Raw genomic sequence first — 16,933 nt, forward strand, 5'->3', positions numbered from 1 at the left:
ATGGTGGATGGCACTGGCCGTCGGCGTGATTGCCATTGCCTGGATGGTGCGCCGGGTCCTGCGCGAGCCAGGGCCGCGACAGAAGTATCATCGATTCCTGTTGCGACTGCCCCTGGTCGGTCGCATCACGCGAGGCATGAACACCGCCCGCTTCACGCGCACGCTCGCCATCCTGGCCGGTGCCGGCGTTTCCGTTCTCGAAGCCCTGCGCATCGCCGGTGACGTGGTCGTCAACATCCCCATGCGCCACGCCGTCGACGAAGCAAGCCTGCGGATTCGCGAAGGCATGGGCATTGCCAAGGCGCTGGACCAGCGCAAGCTGTTCCCGCCAATGACCATTCACCTGATCAGCAGTGGCGAGCAAAGTGGCAAACTCGAGGAAATGCTCGGACGCGCAGCGGACACGCAGGAACGCGAAATGGAAACGTTGCTGGCTACCTTCCTTGGCGTGCTCGAGCCCGCACTGATCCTGTTCATGGGCGTCATGGTCATGACCATCGTGCTGGCCATCCTGCTGCCCATCTTCGAACTCAACCAGCTGGTCGCCGGCTGATGCACCTTGCACGCAGGCAATAAAAAAAGGAGCCAGTCGGCTCCTTTTTTCGATCCCGACTTGTTGTCGAGCTTCAATACTTGATCAGCGCTGAACCCCAGGTGAAGCCGCCACCGAAGGCCTCCAGCAGGATGGTGTCGCCCCGCTTGATCTTGCCATCGCGAACAGCGACATCCAGTGCCATCGGCACGGAGGCTGCCGAGGTATTGCCATGCTTGTCCACCGTGACGATCACCCGGTCCATCGACATTTTCAGTTTCTTCGCCGTGCCCTCGATGATGCGGATATTGGCCTGGTGAGGAACCAGCCAGTCGATGTCTTCCGGCTGCATGTTGTTGGCTTCCAGAGTTTCGGTAACGATGCGTCCCAGCGTCGTGACCGCCACCTTGAAGACCTCGTTGCCCTTCATCTGCACGAAGTCCTTGCCACCCTTGAGCTCGTTGAAGCCTTTCGAAATCCCCGAGGGGAAGAACAACAGGTCCTTGTATTTGCCATCGGCATGCAGGTGTGTCGACACGATGCCGGGCTCGTCACTGCCCTCGATGATCACGGCACCGGCGCCATCACCGAACAGCACGCAGGTCGTGCGATCTTCCCAGTCGATGATGCGCGACAGCGTTTCGGCACCGAGGACCAGCGCCCGCTTGACGGTGCCGTCACGTACGAACTTGTCGGCAATGCCCAGCGCGTAGATGAAGCCGGTGCAGGCCGCTTCCAGCCCCATGGCCATGCAGCCATGAATGCCCAGGCGATCCTGCAGCAAGACGCCCATGTTCGGGAACACCTGGTCAGGCGTGGTCGTGCCAACCACGATCATGTCGATGTCAGCCGGCTCCAGGCCGGCCATGTCGAGCGCATTGCGTGCCGCCTTTTCGCACAAGTCGAGAGTGGTCTCGCCTTCCGAGGCAACATGCCGCTGGTGGATGCCGGTGCGTTCACGGATCCATTCGTCACTGGTATCCATGCGCTTTGCCAGGTCGTCATTGGTGACGACATTCTCAGGCAGGTAACGCCCCGTTCCGATAATTCTTGAATACATCAGCTCGCCTGTTTTTCTTCGCTTCGTTCCGAAGCCGCGTCGGCTTCGCCCGGCTGACCATTGCTGGCAACGTGATCCTCCAGCAGAGTCTTGATGCGCGTCGGCACCTGTTTTTCAACTTCCAGCATGGCAATGCGAATGGCATTCGAAAAGGCGAACGCATCGGCACTGCCGTGACTCTTGATAAGTATACCGCGGAGGCCAACCAGACTGGCACCATTGTAGACCCGCGGGTCCAGGCGGCGTTTCAGGGCGCGCAATACCGGCAGCGCCAGCAACCCGAGGAACTTGGTAAAGCCGTTCCGGCCGAACTCCTCGCGAATGTTGTGACTGATCAGCTTGGAGAGGCCTTCGGCAGACTTCAGCGCAACATTGCCCATGAAGCCATCCGCCACGACCACATCGACGCGACCATTGAAAATGTCGGTACCTTCCACGAAGCCAATGTAGTTCAGGCTGCTCTTGTTCAGCAGCTGTCCTGCCTTCTTGATGGTATCGCTGCCCTTGATCTCTTCCTCGCCGATGTTCAGCAAGCCGACCGTCGGGCGCGGAATGCTGTAGATGGCGGTAGCGACAACGGAGCCCATCACGGCGAACTGGTACAGGTGCTCGGAGGAACAATCCGAATTGGCGCCGAGATCCAGCATGTGGGTATGACCGCCCTTTGCAGGAATGGCGGAAATGATCGCCGGGCGATCGATGCCGGCAAGGGTCTTGAGCACGAAACGGCCCGTTGCCATCAAGGCGCCGGTATTGCCCGCACTGACGCAGGCCTCGGCCTCGCCTTCCTTGACCAGGTTGATGGCCACGCGCATCGACGAGTCTTTCTTGCCGCGCAGCGCCTGGGATGGCGGCTCGTGCATTTCCACGACCTGGCTGGCGTGATGGATGCGCAGGCGTGGCCGCACCTTCTTCGGTGCCGCTGCCAGGTGTTCCTCAAGCACGTCTTCCTGCCCGACCAGGATCAGGTTCAGGTCCGGATGCTTTTTTGCCATCTGAATGGCAGCGGGGACCACGGACTCCGGTCCGTGATCCCCGCCCATGGCATCCAGAGAGATGGTGATTGGCTTGCCCATTCCCCTCGGCTACCTCGCTGTCTGACTCAAGCTGCTCGACACCCGCAGGCACCGAGACACGACCGACTTATTCTTCGTCGGCAACCACGTTCTTGGTGTCAATCACCTTGCGGCCGCGGTAGTAACCGTCGGCACCGACATGGTGACGCAGGTGCGTCTCGCCGGTCACCGGGTCACGCGAAACCGTCGGGCCCTTCAGGCTGTCGTGCGAACGACGCATGCCACGCTTCGAAGGGGTCTTGCGACTTTTCTGAACTGCCATTTTCGTTTACCTCAGTCTTCTGACTTGTCGTCTTTCAATTCACGCAACACGGCGAAAGGGTTTTCCTTCTGCCCTGCTGCCTGTTCCTCGTCGGATGCCGCTGCTTGTGCAGCCACATCCGGTTGCTCTTCTTCCTGTGCTGCAAGCACTGCTGCACGTTCACCGCACTGCTCGCTCGATTCGTGCCGCGGTATCACCGGCAAGGCAAGAATCACTTCGTCTTCAGCCAGCTCCGCAAGGTCGAGTTCCGGCCCGCGTTCCATGACGAAGGGATCGACATCATCCGGCAAGCCGGCTTCCTCGTCTGCGGAGCGAATCACGCCAATCGTGAACTCGCCCGTCACCTCCAGCATGACCGCCTCGAGGCAACGCTGGCAGGTCATCTCGACCCGCGCCTCGACCCTGCCATCCAGCAGGATGCGACCCGCCGAGTCGCTCGCAAAACTCGCACTCAGCCACACTTGCGGCGCCGTATCGGCATGCAGGTAGTCCTGCAGCCGGCTCATGCGGCCTGTCTCGACCTCGCCCTCCAGCTTGCTGCCAGACTGCGCGAGGCGCAGCGGATCAACTCTGGACGGCAAGAGGCTCGACATAAGCGCGGAATTGTACGTTCCCGACCCGCGCGGTGTCAAAGCAAAATATGGCGCCAAGCGATTGTTTTTGCTGGATTAAGACTGCAAATCGCTCGCATCCCCCCAAAGCTGCGAGCCACGCCCTGCGAGCGCGAGCCACCAGCGGCTTTGCACCGGCAGGCCGCGCCCCTTAAGCTTCGGCCACAGCAGGCCGTCCAGGGCCTGTGCCAGGCGCCACTCGGGCGCCGACCCGGCCCATGTGCCACGGAGACGATCATGAGAGACCTGCCACCCCTTTACCTGGCCTCCGGCTCGCCCTACCGACGAGCATTGCTCGAGCGCCTGCAACTGCCCTTTGCCGTGCAGTCGGCCGATATCGACGAAACCCCCTTGCCCGACGAACGCCCAGAGGAAATGGTTCGCCGGCTGGGCGCCGCGAAGGCAGCGGCGGTTGCAGACAGCCTGTCCGAGGGCCTGGTCATCGGCTCGGACCAGTGCGCCGTGCGCGACGGCGAAATCCTGGGCAAGCCAGGCGATGCCGACACGGCCATCGCGCAACTGCTGGCCGCCAGCGGCAAGGAAGTCAGCTTCTATACCTCGCTCTGTGTAATCGATGCGGGCAGCAAGGTCAGGCTGCAGGACATGGATGAGACGCGAGTGAAGTTCCGGGACCTCGAAGAGGACGAAGTCCGGCGCTACGTGGACATCGAGCAACCGCTCGACTGCGCCGGCAGTTTCAAGGCCGAGGCCTATGGCATCTGCCTGTTCAACGCCATCGACAGCCGCGATCCGACCGCCCTGACCGGCCTGCCCTTGATCGCGCTCTGCAAGATGTTGCGTGAATTCGGTGCCAGCCTGCCCTGACAGCTACAGGTCGGCCAGCCAGGTCTCGAGCTCGCGGATGTCATCAAGAATGGTGCGTGGCTGGTGCGGCAGCAGGTGCTCAATGGCATGCGCCCCGCCAGTCACGCCGACAGACGGCACCCTCGCCCGGGCGGCCATTTCAAGATCATAGCTGGTGTCACCCACCATCAAGGCCCGCTCCGGGACCACGTCCAGTTCGAACAGGATTTCGTGCAGCATTTTCGGATCCGGCTTCGAGGCGGTCTCGTCAGCGGTACGACTGGTGACGAAATACCGCCCAAGAGCGGTTTCCTCCAGGCTGCGATCGAGCCCGGCGCGACCCTTGCCGGTGGCCACCGCCAGCCAGTAGCGCTGTTCGCGCAACGAGACCAGCAGTTCTTCAACGCCCGCAAACAGCCGCTGCCGCTGAATGGCCGTGGTGAAGAAATGGTGTCTATAGCTTGCTACCAGCTCGTCGTAACGATCCTGCGGCAGGTCCGGGAGCGCCATGGCAATCGCATCCTGGAGACCAAGGCCGATCACATGCCGAGCCGCTTCCGGGGTCGGGACCGTGACCCCGACGTCGGCCGCCGCGGCACGGATGGCCTCGACGATGTGCGCCGCCGAATCCATCAGCGTGCCATCCCAGTCGAAAATGATCAGGTCAAAGCGCTTTTCCATCACGGAGACCTCTTCAGCGCCCTTCGCGTCGCCCGGGTCCGGCCTCGCCGCCCCCGCTTTCAAGCTTGTTGATCACCTCGCGCAGGTCGTCATCCATCGGTACCGAAACGTCGAAACGCTCGTCGGAATCCGGCCACACGAAGCTCAAGGCCATGGCATGCAGGAACAGCCGCTTCAAGCCCAGCTTGCGGAAATGCTCGTTGGCCTCGGGATTGCCGTACTTGTCATCGCCAATCACCGGATGCCCGACATGGGCCGCCTGGACGCGAATCTGGTGAGTGCGCCCGGTGTCGATCTCGACCTGCATCAGGGTGGAACCCGGGTAATAATCGACCGCTTTGAAGCGGCTCAGCGCTTCCTTGGCGCCCGGAGTGTCGGGCTCGACCACGCGCACCATGCGCTCCCCGCCCTGCTCGATCTTGCGCTGGAAGGTCCGGATTTCCTCGCGGCGATAGCTCCAGCTGCCAGCCACGAGCGTCAGGTAGCGCTTCTCCATGCCCCCTTGCTCGCCGCGCAGCAGGCTGTGCAGCCGGCGCAGGGCACTGCGCTTCTTGGCGACGATCAGGCAACCCGAGGTCTCGCGGTCCAGGCGATGCACCAGCTCCAGGAACGGCGCATCCGGGCGCAAGGCCCTCAGGGCCTCGATCACGCCGAAGCTCAGGCCGCTGCCGCCATGGACAGCCATGCCGGCAGGTTTGTTGATCACGATCACGCGATCATCCTCGTGGATGATCCGGTCCCCCAGCAGCTCCTGGGCACCCTTCGGGGGTGGCTTGCTGGGCGCGTCATCACCCAGGCGGACCGGCGGAACCCGCACCACATCGCCCTCTACGAGCTTGTAGGTAGGCTTGGTCCGGCCCTTGTTCACCCTGACCTCACCCTTGCGGATGATGCGGTACACCAGGCTCCGCGGCGCGCCCTTGAGGATGCGCAGCAGGAAATTGTCGATCCGCTGCCCGGCGTCCTCGGGACCGGCCGTGACATGCTGGACGCCGCCACTTGACGGTCCCCGCTCGGGCTTGTTGGATGGCTTGTCAGAGTTCTTCATTTAGTAATTGAAACAGTAACTTATCGTTGCTAACATCCGTCGCTGGAGAGCGGTCCGCATGCGATGCGGTAAATCCCTGATTTAAAGGGTCATTGCTCACCATTCCGGTCATCCGCCGCCCCGAGAGAAAAGCCTCGGTAGTCAGCGGACCGGTATTAGAACAGATTTATGGGTGAGGCCGCCAAGCGGTCTCAAGAAAACGTAACTGCCAGCCGACAAGCAAGCGCCGCGATGACCGCGGACAGCGAGCTTCTCAGCGGGATCTGATTCCCGCGCTGGCCATAAAGGAAGCGCTCCCATGCCTCGCATGGTCACGTAGCGCGGCCGAACGTCAGGCAGGTTTCCCGCTGCTGCGAATGAAAAGGCAGGCCACGAGGTCCATGGGCCCGGCATGCCACGCAGCGCGACCAAGTTATAGGAATACTCCCTGGGCCGTCCGGCGCCACGTGATCCTGCACAGGCAGCAAGAGTGCCAGCAGGACCGACAATGAAAAGAATGCTTATCAATGCAACGCAGGCCGAAGAGTTGCGCGTTGCGCTGGTCGATGGCCAGCGACTTTACGATCTCGATATCGAGCTCCCCTCCCGCGAACAGAAAAAAGCCAATATCTACAAGGGCCGCATCACCCGCGTCGAGCCGTCGCTGGAAGCGGCCTTTGTCGACTACGGTGCCGAACGCCATGGCTTCCTGCCCCTCAAGGAAATCTCCCGCAGCTATTTCAGCGGTGATACCAGCGGCAAGATCAACATCAAGGATGTGCTGAAGGAAGGCCAGGAAGTGCTGGTCCAGGTCGAAAAGGAAGAGCGTGGCAACAAGGGTGCTGCCCTGACCACCTTCATCAGCCTCGCCGGCCGGTTCCTCGTATTGATGCCGAACAACCCGCGCGCCGGTGGCGTGTCTCGCCGTATCGAGGGTGACGATCGCGACGAGGTGCGTGAATCGCTTTCGCAGATGAACATCCCGCAGGGCATGGGCTGCATCGTGCGCACCGCCGGCGTAGGCCGAACGGTGGAAGAACTGCAGTGGGACCTGGACTACCTGGTCACTGTCTGGTCGGCCATTCAGAAGGCCGAGCAGGAAATGAAACCGCCGGTACTGATCTACCAGGAATCCAACGTGATCATTCGCGCCCTGCGCGACTACCTTCGCAGCGATGTCGGCGAGATCCTGGTCGATGACCCGAAGATCTACGAGCAGGCTCGTGGCTTCATGGAATCCGTGATGCCGCACAACCTGTCGAAGCTCAAGCTTTACGAAGACAGCGTGCCGCTGTTCACGCGTTACCAGATCGAATCCCAGATCGAATCGGCATTCCGCCGCGAAGTGCGCCTGCCGTCAGGTGGTTCCCTGGTGATCGACCACACGGAAGCACTGGTCGCAATCGACATCAACTCGGCTCGTGCCACCAAGGGCAGCGACATCGAGGAAACCGCCCACAACACCAACCTGGAAGCCGCCGATGAAGTGGCTCGCCAGCTGCGACTTCGTGACATGGGCGGCCTGGTGGTCATCGATTTCATCGACATGAATTCGAACCGCAACCAGCGTGACGTCGAGAACCGCCTGCGCGATGCCTTGAAGATGGACCGTGCCCGCGTGCAGGTCGGTCGCATCTCGCGCTTCGGCCTGATGGAAATGTCTCGCCAGCGCCTGCGCCCGTCACTGGGCGAGTCCAGCCAGATCGTCTGCCCGCGCTGCGCGGGTGAAGGCCGTGTGCGCAGCGTCGAATCGCTGAGCCTCTCCGTGCTGCGCCTGGTCGAAGAAGAAGCAATGAAGGAAAAGACCGCCCAGGTGGTGGTCCAGCTGCCGGTCGATGCAGCCACCTTCCTCCTGAATGAAAAGCGCGTATCGATTGCCGAAATCGAGCAGCGCTGCCGCGTCAACGTGATCCTGGTTCCGAATGCCAACATGGAAACGCCGGACTATGAAATCACGCGTCTGCGTGATGACGAAGTAATCGGCAAGCGGCCAGCCAGCTACACGCTGACCGCCGAGGAAGAAAAGGACGCCGAGGGCGTGGCGAAGTTCGTCCAGGAGATGGGAGAAACGAAGCGCAGCGAGCCTGTGGTCAAGACCATCGAGCCGACCCGCCCTGCCCCGGCACCGGCGGCGACTCCGGAACCGCAGAAGCCTGGATTGTTCGTTCGCATCTGGCGCGCCTTGTTCGGCACGGGCGAATCCAGCGACAGCGAGAAGAAGAAGAAGAAGGACCAGCAGCGCAAGACGCGCGGTGGCAGCGAACGCGGCGACCGCAACGAACGCTCGCGTCGTGGTGGACGTCGCAATCGCAACGAACGGGGCAGCGATACGCGCTCTGACAGCAAGGGCGATCGCAGCCGTGGCAGGAACCGCAAGGATGCCGGCAAGGACGGTGGCAAGGACGACGCCAAGAAAGACGAACAGAAGCAATCCCGCAACGACAACGCCGGCAACAAGCCTGACCAGAAGAGCGCACCGCAGGGCAATAACCAGGGCGACGACGAATCTGGCAATTCCCAGCGCAAGAATACCCGCCGCGGTCGCCGCGGTGGACGCCGTCGGCGTCGCGGTGGCCAGGGCAACCAGGATGGCAATGCGTCCAATGCCAACCAGCAGCAATCTGGCTCGAACGCAGACAATCGCTCCAATGCGCCCGTAAAGGAAGAGAACAGGTCGCAACAGGAAGCGCCGAAGCAGGAAGCGCCGAAGCAGGAAGCACCGAAGCAGGAGGCACCGAAGCAGGAAGCGCCGAAGCAGGAAGCACCGAAGCAGGAAGCACCGAAGCAGGAAGCACCGAAGCAGGAAGCACCGAAGCAGGAAGCCCCGAAGCAGGAAGCACCGAAGCAGGATGCACCGAAGCAGGATGCACCGAAGCAGGATGCACCGAAGCAGGAGGCCCCGAAGCAGGATGCACCGAAGCAGGAAGCGCCGAAGCAGGAAGCCACGGTAGCGCCTTCGGTGAGCAATGCCTCCGGCGCCATTCAGCCCGTGGCGATTCCACGCGGTCCGCGCCCGGAAGCATCCAAGCAGGAAGCCCCGAAGCAGGAAGCCCCGAAGCAGGAGGCCCCGAAGCAGGAGGCCCCGAAGCAGGAGGCCCCGAAGCAGGAGGCCCCGAAGCAGGAAGCCCCGAAGCAGGAGGCCCCGAAGCAGGAAGCCCCGAAGCAGGAAGCCCCGAAGCCCGCTTCATCGGCCGCCGTATCCGCAGACGAGGTCTTGCGTCGGGTCCAGGCGCTCAGCAAGGAAAAGGCTGACAGCATGGTCAAGGTGGAAACACAGAACAAGGTTTCCAGTGACGACAAGCAGGACTGATACACGTCCTGATGGAATTGAAAAAGCCGGCGCAAGCCGGCTTTTTCATGTCTGTTGATCAGCGGCCGGAAGCCTGTTGTCGAACATGTTCCAGCAAACCGCGGGCCGCATCTTCCACCAGGTCCAGCACCTCCTCGAAACCGCGACCGGCTCCGTAATAAGGATCGGGCACTTCGCGAACATCGGAATCGCTCGCAAATTCCAGGAAGAGTCGGATTTTCGAATGGTGCCTGGTGTCGGCTATCGCGCGAAGGTTCTCAAGGTTCGCCCTGTCCATTGCCAGCACCAGGTCGAACGTCTCGAAGTCCATCTCCGCCACCTTTCTTGCACGTTGCGCGGAGAGGTCGTAACCCCGTCGCGCTGCCGCCTCCTGTGACCGGGAATCCGGCGGATTGCCTACGTGGTAAGCATGCGTTCCGGCAGAATCGACCAACACATCGAGATCGGGCGCATCATTCAACAGCTGTTCGAACACGCCATGTGCGGTTGGTGAACGACAGATATTGCCCATGCAGACGAAGAGGATCTTCATGAGGATGAACTCCTTGCTATTCCGTTATCAGCCAAGTTGCTGGCGCACGAGCTCGAGATCCGCTTCCGTGTCGACACCGTGCGGCGGTGTGCGGCCGGCCACCTGTGCGCGGATGGACATCCCCGCGGCGAGGGCTCGCAACTGTTCGAGGCGCTCCAGCTGCTCTATCCTGCTGGGCGGCATGGCGCTGAATTCCTTCAAGGCACCAACCGTGTAGGCGTAGATTCCGAGGTGCCTGAATGCATGGCCGAAACCTGCCGCATCCTCGCGGTCATGCGGAACCGGCGAACGACTGAAATAGACTGCGCGGTCCTCCTCCCCCAGCACGCACTTGACGACATTGGGGTTGGCGAACTCTTCCTTGCTCTGGATGGGAACGCATAGCGTCGCGATATCGGTATCGCCCCGCTGCGCAAGTGCAGCGACCTGGTCGATGTTCTCGGCAGGCATCAATGGCTCGTCGCCCTGGATATTGACCACGACCAGGTCATCGGCCGCTCCTTCCGCAGCCACGACTTCCGCCAGTCGATCGGTTCCCGATTCGCAGGCGTCAGACGTCATGCAGACTTCCGCACCGAATTCCATGCAGGCAATACGGATCCGGTCATCGTCGGTCGCTATGATGATTCGAGCCGCCTTGCTCTCGCCTGCTCGCTCCCAGACATGCCGGATCATCGGCTTGCCGCCTATGTCCAGCAGTGGCTTGCCAGGCAAGCGAGTGGATCCATAGCGTGCCGGAATGACAACCCAGAACGTGTCGTTTCGTGCATTCGTCATGAGACTGCCAGGCTCTGCTTGTGTTCGAGGAGGTCGCTCACCATGCGCCCCAGCTCCTGTTCGAATCTTGCAACGACATCAAGATACCACCAATTGTCGGCGGCAAATGACTGGCACTTCACGGCATCCTTCGCCGTCATGAGCACCGGCTGCGTGCCGAAGGGACGGAAATCGGCTGGCGAAAACTCATGGTGGTCCCGGAAAGCATGCAGCTCGGCCACATAGCCCAGGGATTCCAAGGTCGTGCCGAACCGGGCCGGGTTGCCAATTCCAGCGACAGCCTGCCAGCGCTGTTGCCTGCCCCATTCCAGTGGACGCTCCTCGCCGCTGGCAAGGTTTACCAGCGCTCGCGGCTCGAGTGTCATTGCATGATCACCATGCCCTGCAGACGACCCGCCATTGCGAATCACGAGGTCGACTTCGTCCAGCCTTGCGGCCGGTTCCCGCAAGGGCCCCGCGGGCAGGAGTCGACCGTTACCCAGGCCACGCTCCCCGTCGATAACCGCAATCTCCACCAGGCGACCGAGTGCATAGTGCTGCAAGCCGTCATCACTGATGACAACGTCGACATCGGTTTCCCGCTGCAGCAGCTCGACGGCCTGGACGCGTCGCGGGAAAACGGCGACCGGGCATTTCGCTTCGCGAGCGATCAGCACGGGCTCGTCGCCCACCTCTTCCGGGCGCGCAGCCGGTGACAGCAAACGAGGCTCGCCAAGGCGGGCGCCATAGCCACGACTGATGACACCGGGGCGATACCCCAGCGCCCGGAGTTCCTTTACGAGCTGGATGACAACCGGCGTCTTGCCGCTGCCACCCACGGTGATGTTGCCAACCACGATGACAGGCAGGCCGGGCTGGTGGGTTTCGAATATGCCAAGTCGATAGAGCTGCCGCCGCAACCTGCTGACAAGGTGAAACAACCAGGCCAGCGGAATGGTCCATGGCATGACACGGTCGCCATACCAGCTTTCCAGCATGCGTGACTCCAGCGACACGCCGGGCACTCAGTCCATATCCTGGAACTGCAGCTTGTGCAGGCCGGCATAGACGCCTTCGGCTGCCAGCAGCTCCTGGTGCGTGCCATCCTCGATGACCTGCCCCTCGCGCATGACAAGGATGCGATCGGCGCGCTCGATGGTGGACAGGCGATGCGCGATCACGAAGGTGGTGCGAGACTTCATCAATTCTTCCAGCCCGGCCTGGATATGGCGTTCGGATTCGGTATCCAGTGCAGAAGTGGCCTCGTCAAGAATCAGGATCGGCGCATTCTTGAGCAAGGCGCGCGCAATGGCGATGCGTTGTCGCTGACCACCGGACAACAGCAGACCGCGATCGCCGACAATCGTGTCGAAGCCCTGCGGCAATGACTCGATGAATTCAAGCGCATGCGCGGCCCTCGCCGCCTCGCGAATCTCCTCGTCACTGGCATCACCCAGCTGTCCATAGGCAATATTGCGCGCAATGGTGTCGTTGAACAGGATGATGTCCTGCGATACCAGGGCAATGTGGCGTCGCAGGGAATCGAGCCTGACATCGCGGATGTCATGACCGTCGACGCGGATGGTGCCGGCGCGCGGCTCGTAGAAACGCGGAATGAGATTCACCAGCGACGACTTGCCGGAGCCCGAACGCCCGACCAGGGCGATGGTCTGTCCTGCGGCGACCTCGAAACTGATGTCATGCAAGACCGGCTGCTCGCCATCGTTGTAGCCGAATTCGACACTCTCGAAAGCCACCTTGCCTGTCACTCGGTCGAGGGTCTTGTCGCCGGAATCCGGCTGCGGCGGCTCGTCCAGCAATTCGAAAATCGAGCGTGCTGCGGCGATGCCGCGTTGCAGGGGCTCGTTGACCTCGGTCAGGCGTTTCAACGGCTGGGTAAGAATCAGCATGGCAGAGAGGTAGGCCGTGAAATCGCCAGGAGTGAACTGGAAACCGGCCCCACCACTCGCCGCAAAATAGATGACCAGCGCGATGCCGATGCTGCCGATGATCTGGACCACAGGCACGCTGCCCGACTTGGTCAGGAACAGCTTCATGAACAGGCGCCGATTGCGCTCGTTGACCTCGCTGAAACGGTCCTTTTCGTACTCCTCGCCACCGAAGATCTTGATGACTCGCTGCCCCTGGATGATTTCCTCGGAGACATGCGTGACGTCGCCCATGGATGACTGGATGCGTTCGGAGTAGCGCCTGAAGCGCTTCGATACCCACCTGACAATCAGTGACATGATCGGCGTGATGATGAAAATGAAAATGGTCAGTTGCCAGCTCATGTAGAGGAGGAAACCGACCATGGCGATAATCTTCAACGAGTCGGTCAGGATGACCAGGAAAGCGCGCGCACTGGATTCGGCAACCTGCTCGATATTGTAGGTGATGGTCGAAACGAGGTTTCCACCACTGCTCTTGTCGTAATAGCCGGCAGGCATGACCAGCAGCTTCTCGAATACCTGCTGGCGCAAGGTCTTGATGACGTTGCGGGCAATCCAGCTGATGAAAAAGGTAGCGCCGAACGTGCCAAAGCCACGCAGGAGCGCAATCAGCACGACACCGAACGGGATGAGCTTGATGATCTCTTCATCCCTTGCCACGAACGCGTCGTCCATCAATGGCTTCATCAACCAGGCCGAGCCCGCCTCGCCCGCAGCACTGACGATCGAGGCCAGCACGGCAATGATGAACACGCCCTTGTATGGCGCCGAATATCCCAGCAAGCGCCGGTAGACCGGCCAGATGCTTTCCTGCTTCCTGCTCACTGCACGCCTCCCCCGCTCGCCGCAACATCACCCGATGTCACGATGGTGATATTGACGAAACCCATTCGCCCTGCGGTGTCCATTACCGTGACAACGGACTGGTGCGTGGTGCTGGCGTCCGCCTTGATGGTCACCGGGACTTCGCGCTGACCTTCCACCACCTTGTCGATTGCCCGTTCGAGGACCTTGGGCTGGTTGCTGACCAGGGCCTGGCCATTGACGTAATAATCACCGTTGGCAGTAATGGTGATTTCCAGCGGAGCCTGCTGCGCGGGCGTCGCCTGCAAGGCGGCTTCGGGCAAGGTCACTTTCAGGTCGGCCTCGCGAACAAAGCTGGTGGACACCATGAAAAACACCAGCAGCAACAGCACCACGTCGATCAGTGACGTGAGATTGACCTCGGGCTCCTCCGCGATTTTCGGCCGGAGATTCATGCGTCGCTCTCACCCGCCGGATGTGCGGCGCCACCGTGCAACGCCTCGACCATCTTTATCGCTTCCTGCTCCATGCGCACCACGTGATCGGCCACCCGCCCTCGCAGGTAGCGATAACCGATCAAGGACGGAATGGCGACAGCCAGGCCGGCAGCCGTGGTAATGAGCGCCTCTGAAATACCCCCGGCCAGCACCCCGGGGTTGCCGACTCCCTGCACCGTGATTGCCGCAAACACCTTGATCATGCCGACCACGGTACCCAGCAGGCCCAGCAAGGGCGAAATCGCCGCAATGGTGCCGAGGGTGTTGAGGTAGCGCTCCAGTTCGTGGGCGACATGGCGGCCTGCATCCTCCACCTGTTCCTTGACGAACTCTCGCGTGCGATCGCGGTAGGCCATGCCGATTGCCAGCAGCCTTCCCAGCGGGGAACTCTCGTGCAGGTTGCGAATTTCCTCCTCGCCAAGGCGGTTCTCCTTGAGGAGATGCCAGGTCTTGGCAACGAGGTGGTCGGGGACGACCTTCTTGTCCTGCAAGGACCAGAGGCGTTCGATGATGATGCCGGCGGCAATGATGGAACACAGAATGATGGGGGCCATCAACCAGCCGCCCGATTGCACGATTTCCAGCATGGTGCCTCATGTCAGGTTAATGAATGACCCCGGCATGATACTGGATTTTCCCGCGTTCAACGAATGGCCGGCCAGAGGCAGTCACCGACTTCAGCGGGGTAGTGCCAGGGCCTGCGCCCCTGCTGTCGCCAGCTGCAGGCACGCAGGCGTCCTTGCCACACCGACACCTCGATCGCACCGGCATCACCCGTTACCAGGCTGCGAGCACCAGCCCGCTCCCAGCGCTGCCGCACGTTCGCATCGGGAAAGCCCCAGTAGTTGCCGTGGCCTGCGGAAAAAATCACCAGCGCCGGCGACAGCCTTTGCACCAGTGCCTCGCTGGAAGAGCTGCGGGAGCCGTGGTGAGGTGCGACCACGACATCGTAGCGTTCATCGGTGGCCGGCAATGCCGCAAGCAGCAAGCGTTCTCCGCTGGTTTCGATATCGCCGGTCAGCAAGGCCGAGTAATGCCCGTGAATCGCCAGTACGCAGGAACGGTCGTTGTCGGAACCCTGCATGTCGGCCGGTGGGTGCAGGATGCGGAAATCCACGCCATTCCAGCGCCAGCGCCTGTCGGCAACGCAGCTGTCAGCGACGATGACCTCGGCGTTCGGGTAATGCGACCGGAGCACATCGATACCACCCGCATGGTCGCTGTCGCCGTGCGACACCATGATGCGGTCGAGCGTCAGGCCGCGTGACGCCAGGAACGGCACGATCACCAGCTCCGCAGCCGATCGCTCGCCGAGTCGTGGCCCGGTGTCGTAGAGCAAGGCATGACTCGCCGTCTCTATCAACAGCGCCGAACCCTGCCCTACATCCAGGACGGTCATGCGCCAGTCACCTGACCGCACGTCGGCATGGTCTGCCCAGCGAATGGTCGCAAGCGGCATCAGCAAGGTCGCTGCCAGCACCAAGGCCACGCGAGGCAGCAAGGCCCGCGGCACCAGCACCAGCAGCGCCAGGCAGGCAAGCACTGCCATGTTGGCAGGCTCCGGTGGCACCGCGGTTGCCGGCAACCACAGGGCGAGCCGGTCAAGCAAGGAACACAGGAGTGCAAGTGCCCTGTCTGCCAGCGCCAGCAAGGTCGCAGCCAGTGGCGCCAGGAAGCCCCCGAGAAACGCGGCGACACTGCCCGCGAACAGCAGCGGCAGGATGACCATCGCAAGCCAGGGAATGGCCAGCAGGTTGGCAATCCAGGACGCCGGCGCGAGCAAGCCGAAAGCAGATACGCCTGTCGGCAGCAATACCAGCAGCAAGCGCCACTGGATGCACCAGGCTTCAAGCAAGGGCTGACGATGTCGGATACCCCCAGCCAGCAGGAGCGCAAGCACGGCAACAGCGGAGAAGGACAGCCAGAATCCGGTATCGTGAACACTCATCGGATCAAGCAGCAGCAATACCAGCAGCGCGAGACCGAACAGGCTGTTCCAGGCCATGCGTCGGCCGATGAACTGCGCCGCCAGTACGGCCAGCACCATCAACAAGGCCCGTTGTACCGGCACCCCGAATCCGGCCAGGAAGGCATACGCCGAGACCACCAGTCCTACCAGCAACAGCTGCGCCCGCCACCAGCGCTGTTGCCCGGCCATCCTGCTGCCCCCCAGCAACATGCAAAAAGCAAGACTGCCACTGGCCAGCAGGCCGAGATGCAGGCCCGAAATGGCCACCAGGTGACTGGTGCCCGTGTTGCGGAACCGCGCCCAGTCAGCTGCCGCAAAGCCGGACCGGTCCCCAAACAGGAGAGCACGCATCAGATGGGCATTGGGCACAGCGGCGAAATGCCCGGCCAGGTGCTCGACCAACCCTGCGCGCACCGCGGCCGGGCCCGCGGCCTCGCCGAGGTACTCGGGCGCGGGAACACCCCGGACGTAACCCACTCCTCCAATGCCTCGGCGCAGGTACCAGCGTTCGATGTCAAAGCCACCCGGATTCGAAAAGCCGCGGGGCTCTCGCAGCTTGAGCGCGAAGCGCCACTGCTCGCCCGGATGCACCGCGGGCTCGTTCGCATAGAGACTCACCCGCAGGCGCTGCGGCAGGTCGTTTCGCTCACTGTTCCATGCCAGCGGCGCGAACTCGAAACGCTGGTACCTGTCACCACGCTCGACCATCGACACGATCTCCCCGCTGACCAGCAACACCTCGCCTGCCAGCGATGGTACGAGCCGATCGGCCAGCCCGATCTCCAGGGCATGCTTCCCATGCAGGCAGCCGAATCCGGTCGCGAAGACCAGGCAGGCGAACATCGCCAGGCGGCGTTCCGATCGGGAGTCGAAGCAGAACAGGAGAAGAAGCACCGCAGCAAGCCCAAGCAAGGCTGCAGGAATCGGCATTCCCTGCGATAGCAGGATGCCGGCCAGGAAACAGACGGCGATGCTCAGCATGTGCGCGTTCCTTGCGCTGTGTATAATCCGAAACCAGATCGAGACCGCTACTTGCTTGCGTCCCACGCGGGTGACGTTC

16 protein-coding genes are annotated in these 16,933 nt (G+C 62.0%); 3 read left to right on the forward strand and 13 right to left on the reverse strand.

The annotated features are described in order from the left end of the window. Positions 1–553 (forward strand): type II secretion system F family protein (locus R3217_01620; GenBank protein MDX1454131.1); only part of this gene is annotated, 553 nt, incomplete at its 5' end. A 73-nt stretch (positions 554–626) separates the two neighbouring features. Here the strand turns inward: R3217_01620 and R3217_01625 are convergent. The 4 genes from R3217_01625 to R3217_01640 form a co-directional block, all read right to left on the reverse strand. Then, complete coding sequence (locus R3217_01625) at positions 627–1,595, reverse strand: beta-ketoacyl-ACP synthase III (GenBank protein MDX1454132.1); 969 nt, start codon at positions 1,593–1,595, stop codon at positions 627–629. Continuing rightward, on the reverse strand, positions 1,592–2,668 hold the full coding sequence (gene plsX / locus R3217_01630; GenBank protein MDX1454133.1) for a phosphate acyltransferase PlsX: 1,077 nt from the start codon (positions 2,666–2,668) through the stop codon (positions 1,592–1,594). The genes R3217_01625 and plsX overlap by 4 nt, the downstream gene beginning before the upstream one ends. 67 nt (positions 2,669–2,735) lie before the next feature. Continuing rightward, positions 2,736–2,930 (reverse strand): 50S ribosomal protein L32, encoded by a 195-nt coding sequence (gene rpmF / locus R3217_01635; protein MDX1454134.1) that lies wholly within the window; start codon positions 2,928–2,930, stop codon positions 2,736–2,738. Positions 2,931–2,941: 11 nt separating this feature from the next. After that, positions 2,942–3,511: a YceD family protein gene (locus R3217_01640; protein ID MDX1454135.1), complete on the reverse strand. Its 570-nt coding sequence runs from the start codon at positions 3,509–3,511 to the stop codon at positions 2,942–2,944. A gap of 276 nt (positions 3,512–3,787) precedes the next feature. Between R3217_01640 and R3217_01645 the strand changes: the two genes are divergently transcribed. Then, positions 3,788–4,366, forward strand: a complete 579-nt coding sequence (locus R3217_01645) for a nucleoside triphosphate pyrophosphatase (protein MDX1454136.1) — start codon at positions 3,788–3,790, stop codon at positions 4,364–4,366. Positions 4,367–4,369: 3 nt separating this feature from the next. Here R3217_01645 and R3217_01650 read toward each other — a convergent pair whose 3' ends face one another. Together R3217_01650 and R3217_01655 are read right to left on the reverse strand one after the other, a co-directional pair. Further along, positions 4,370–5,026, reverse strand: coding sequence for an HAD-IA family hydrolase (locus R3217_01650; protein ID MDX1454137.1), 657 nt, complete (start codon positions 5,024–5,026; stop codon positions 4,370–4,372). 13 nt (positions 5,027–5,039) lie between these two features. After that, positions 5,040–6,074 carry an RluA family pseudouridine synthase gene (locus R3217_01655; protein ID MDX1454138.1) on the reverse strand — a complete coding sequence of 345 codons (1,035 nt, stop codon included), beginning with the start codon at positions 6,072–6,074 and terminating at the stop codon, positions 5,040–5,042. Between the two features lie 487 nt (positions 6,075–6,561). Between R3217_01655 and rne the strand changes: the two genes are divergently transcribed. Then, positions 6,562–9,363 carry a ribonuclease E gene (gene rne / locus R3217_01660; protein MDX1454139.1) on the forward strand — a complete coding sequence of 934 codons (2,802 nt, stop codon included), beginning with the start codon at positions 6,562–6,564 and terminating at the stop codon, positions 9,361–9,363. Positions 9,364–9,421: 58 nt separating this feature from the next. Here rne and R3217_01665 read toward each other — a convergent pair whose 3' ends face one another. The 7 genes from R3217_01665 to R3217_01695 are packed head-to-tail and all read right to left on the reverse strand — an operon-like array spanning position 9,422 to position 16,854. Beyond that, the gene (locus R3217_01665; protein ID MDX1454140.1) at positions 9,422–9,895 is read right to left on the reverse strand and encodes a low molecular weight protein-tyrosine-phosphatase; all 474 of its coding nucleotides are present in this window, start codon (positions 9,893–9,895) and stop codon (positions 9,422–9,424) included. Between the two features lie 27 nt (positions 9,896–9,922). Next, a complete protein-coding gene (gene kdsB / locus R3217_01670; protein ID MDX1454141.1) occupies positions 9,923–10,672 on the reverse strand; it encodes a 3-deoxy-manno-octulosonate cytidylyltransferase in 750 nt (249 codons plus the stop codon). Further along, positions 10,669–11,676 carry a tetraacyldisaccharide 4'-kinase gene (gene lpxK, locus R3217_01675; protein MDX1454142.1) on the reverse strand — a complete coding sequence of 336 codons (1,008 nt, stop codon included), beginning with the start codon at positions 11,674–11,676 and terminating at the stop codon, positions 10,669–10,671. Before lpxK ends, kdsB begins: the two co-directional genes overlap by 4 nt. Further along, entirely contained in the window at positions 11,677–13,428 is a 1,752-nt protein-coding gene (gene msbA, locus R3217_01680; protein ID MDX1454143.1) for a lipid A export permease/ATP-binding protein MsbA, read from the reverse strand. Next, positions 13,425–13,862, reverse strand: a complete 438-nt coding sequence (locus R3217_01685) for a biopolymer transporter ExbD (GenBank protein ID MDX1454144.1) — start codon at positions 13,860–13,862, stop codon at positions 13,425–13,427. The genes msbA and R3217_01685 overlap by 4 nt, the downstream gene beginning before the upstream one ends. After that, positions 13,859–14,491, reverse strand: coding sequence for a MotA/TolQ/ExbB proton channel family protein (locus R3217_01690; GenBank protein ID MDX1454145.1), 633 nt, complete (start codon positions 14,489–14,491; stop codon positions 13,859–13,861). Before R3217_01690 ends, R3217_01685 begins: the two co-directional genes overlap by 4 nt. Before the next feature lie 56 nt (positions 14,492–14,547). Then, positions 14,548–16,854, reverse strand: coding sequence for a DNA internalization-related competence protein ComEC/Rec2 (locus R3217_01695; protein ID MDX1454146.1), 2,307 nt, complete (start codon positions 16,852–16,854; stop codon positions 14,548–14,550). Positions 16,855–16,933 lie beyond the last annotated feature (79 nt).

Source organism: Gammaproteobacteria bacterium (genome assembly GCA_033720895.1).
Classification (GTDB): Bacteria; Pseudomonadota; Gammaproteobacteria; order Natronospirales; family JAJUFS01; genus JAWWBS01.